The 3767-nt window shown below is 66.8% G+C and carries 2 protein-coding genes; both read left to right on the forward strand.

Going from position 1 to position 3767, the window contains the following annotated elements; all coding sequences use genetic code 11:
* Positions 1 to 205: 205 nt before the first annotated feature.
* Positions 206 to 1777 (forward strand): sensor domain-containing diguanylate cyclase, encoded by a 1572-nt coding sequence (locus tag AC6LJ5_RS30040; RefSeq protein ID WP_498142424.1) that lies wholly within the window; start codon positions 206 to 208, stop codon positions 1775 to 1777.
* A gap of 192 nt (positions 1778 to 1969) precedes the next feature.
* A complete protein-coding gene (locus tag AC6LJ5_RS30045; protein WP_498142425.1) occupies positions 1970 to 3736 on the forward strand; it encodes a GGDEF domain-containing protein in 1767 nt (588 codons plus the stop codon).
* Positions 3737 to 3767: the final 31 nt, after the last annotated feature.

The raw sequence follows: 3767 nt of genomic DNA on the forward strand, positions 1-3767 counted from the left end.
GGCGGCCACGCTGAAGGCCGCCCGCCTGTTTGATCTGGCGGCAACGGAGCAGCCGGCCGCCCCGCGAGACGCCGGCGATGCCGGCGCCGCCCGATAGCGCAACGACCTGAAGGGCGCCGGCCCGCTCCTGATTACAATCTCGCTCGTAATCCCCCCTCTCTCTACAAGCTGACCCGTCACGTGGCCGCCGCGCCCGCACCAAGCCATGTCCGCCACGTTCTCGATGCGTATCCATCTGCGCGGGCTGGTGCTCGCCCTTACCGTCTTCAGCGCCATTGCCGCAACCGCCAACGCCCTGTACGCGAGCTACTGCGTGCAACGCGACCAGCTCATCGCCAACACGCTTGAGTCCAACCGCGTCTATGCCGCCAAGCTGGCCGAGAGCGCGGCCAACTTCCTGAAGGGCGCGCAGCAGCAACTGCGCTACAGCGCCCAGCACGTGGCCGACGCCTTGGACTCGCCCGCCGCGCTCGAGGCCGAGGCGAGCCGGGTGCAGGAACAGAGCGACAGCTTCAATTCCGTGGGCATCGTCGGCGCGGACGGCGTCATCCTGGCGGCCTCGCGAAACTTTCGCGGCTTTCTCGGCGCGCGCGTCGACAGCCCGGGAAGCCGGGCCGCGATCCAGGCGCGCCAGGCGCTGATCAGCCCGCCCTATGTGTCGATCGCCGGCAATCTGCTGATCACGCTGTCGCACCCGATCTACTCCCGCGATGGCCGCTATCGTGGCTATATCGCGGGTTCGATCCACCTGCGCAACGAGAGCGCCCTGCAGGAACTGCTGGGCCGCCACCATTACCAGGATGGCTCCTATCTGTACGTGGTGGACCGGGACGGCAAGCTGATCTACCACGTCGATCCCAGCCGCTTGGGCGAGGATGTCTCGCACAATCCCGTGGTCGCCGCCGTCAAGCAAGGCGAGTCAGGCGCACGCCGCCTGCTGAACACCAAGGACGTCGACATGCTGGCGGGCTACGCGGTGGTGACGAGCAGCGGCTGGGGCATCATCGCCCAGCGCCCCACCGCCGTCACGCTGGAACCGATCCAGGAGCTGATCTGGGCCCTGCTCGGCTATGCCGCGCCCCTGGCGATCGCTTTCCTGCTGGCGATCTGGTGGTGCGCTCGCATGATCTCGCTGCCGCTCGCGCAGCTGGCGACCAATGTGGAACATCACGATGTGGCCGTCGCCATGCAACGCGTCCGGTCGGTGAAAGCCTGGTACTTCGAGGCCGAGCGCCTGAAGCATGCCGTCATCTGGAGCTTCACCAGCCTGCAGGAGAAGATCGGCAAGCTCAACCTGGCCAGCATCACCGATCCCCTCACCGGCCTGCGCAACCGGCGCGGCATGCAGGACGCCGTCGAGCAAATGCGCGCCTCGGCCATCCGCTATGGCGTGATCGCGCTGGACATCGACCACTTCAAGAACGTCAACGATACGCATGGCCATTCGACCGGCGACGAGGTGATCCGGCACATGGCGCAGATCATGCGCGAATGCTCGCGCCCCGCCGACGTGCTGTGCCGCAACGGCGGCGAGGAATTCCTGATGCTGCTGCCCGGCGCGGGCCTGAAGGAAGCCGGCCTGGTGGCCGAGCGGCTGCGCAAGCGGGTCGAAGCCTGTCCAATGCCCGGCATCGGCGGCATCACCGTGTCGGCTGGCGTGGCCTGTTGGCAGGATTTCGGCGCCGAGCCGGCGCAGGCCTTCGCCGAGGCCGACGCAGCCCTCTACGCCGCCAAGCAAGGCGGCCGCAACCGGGTCGTGCTGCAAGGCCAGGCCTGAGCGCCGCATGGGCGCGCATCGATGCGCGAAGGCGCAACAATCTGATGAAAATCCGAGTTCTGTTGAAACTTAAAGATTTATTCTGATATAGCGTTTCAAAATTGCGACGGCTTGCGCGCGCTTGGCGCTCCTGCTGCAGCAATTCAAGTATTCTGCGCGGCACAGACATTGTTTTAGGGCCGGTTTTTCCGTATGTTGCGCAGTGCCTACGCCCTCAAATCCTTGGAGCGGTATTTCCTGATACTGGCCACGGGCGTGGTCTTGCCGGTATCCGTGCTCACCGGCATCGTGGTCCAGCAGAACTGGCGCGCCTACGCCTCGACCGCCGCCGCCTCCACCGCCTTCACCGCCGTGCGTTGCACGTTGCAGACCATGGAGCTGGTCTCGGCCGAGCGCGGCCCGATGAACGCCGCGCTGGGCGAGAACCTGCCGGTGCCGCCCGCCCTCCTCGCCTCGCTGCGGGATGCCCGCGAACGCAGCGATGCCAAGCTGGCCGAGTTGCTGGCCCTGTACCGCGCGCCGCTGAGCCCGCACGGCGCCAAGGAATTCTCCAACATTCAGCGCATCCGCCAGGCCCTGGCGATCGCGCGCGCGAACGCCGACCTCGCCATCGACGCGCCGCGAGGCGCCAGGTCTGGCCAGAACGTGTGGTCCGTGGTCGACGGCATGGTGGATGTGGTGCCTGAATTGCGCACCGGCATGGTCGAAAGCATCGGCATCGTGATGCGCAACCAATCCGACGCCTCGGACATGATGGCGCTGGCCATCCTGGCCGGCGAGCTGCGCGAACAGGCCGGCCTGCTCGGTTCGACATTCACTCCCGCTCTGAGCCGGCGCCGGGCATTGAACGATGCGGACCAGCTGAAGATCGAACGCGTGCTCGGCCGCATCGAGGAGTTGCAGACCCTGATCGACGCGCGCATTTCCAGCATTCCGGAATTGCGCGGCACCATTGCCTACATGGACATGAAGCACCTGTACATGGGCGATGGCATCGCCTATATCGAGCGGCTGCGCGAACTCGCCTCGCGCGGTCCGGCGGGCGCCGGGTTGACGACGCGCGAAGTGGCCGACGCCTACGTGCCCCTGATGCGCTCGATCACGCAATTCCGCGACTTCATGCTGGACCGGGTGGAGCAGCGCATCGCCGCTCAGCGCGCCTCCTCGGTCCGCGTGCTGCTGGCCACGCTGGCCGCCGCCGCAATGCTGGCCGCTGCTCTGCTGCTGTCGCTGAGCCAGTTCCGCAAGCGCGTCATCCGACCGTTCGTGCAGGCGACGCGCATCATCGGCGCGATCGCGGACGGCGGTCCAGTCCCCGCCATTCCACTGGACCGCTACCGGGGCGAGATCAACGGGATGTTCAGCGCCCTGAGCGTCCTGAAGGACACCGCCGCCAGCAAGTCGCGGCTGGAGTCGGAGCGCGACCGCCTGATACTGGATCTGGCGACCATGGCCGAGACGGATTTCCTGACCGGCCTGCTCAATCGCCGCGCATTTGAACGACGCTTCGAAGAGACGCGCGAGCGCTGGCGCGGCGCCGACCCGGTGCTGGCCTTCATCCTGTTCGACATCGATCATTTCAAGTCCATCAACGACACCTACGGTCATGCCGCTGGCGACGAGGCGCTCAAGGTCGTCGCCGCGCTGTGCGCCCGCAACTTCCGCCACGCCGATGTGGTGGCGCGGGTCGGTGGCGAGGAATTCGCGGTCCTGTGCCACACCAGCCAACCGGGGCAGGCGCTGGAAATGGCCGAGCGGATGCGGCAGGGCATTGCCCAGGCTAGCGTGACCAGCTGCGACGGCCGCCGCTTCGGCATGACCGCCAGTTTCGGCGTGTCGTATGTGGAATGGGGAAGCGGCGCGGAACACGCCGAAACGCTGTTCCGCCGCGCCGACGAACTGCTCTACCAGGCCAAGATGAGCGGACGCAACCGCGTGCTGCTGGACCGGGCGGACTGAAAGGCGCGGCGAGCCGGAAAAGACGACGGGC

The sequence above is a fragment of the Achromobacter sp. 1011791174 genome, assembly GCF_059760925.1.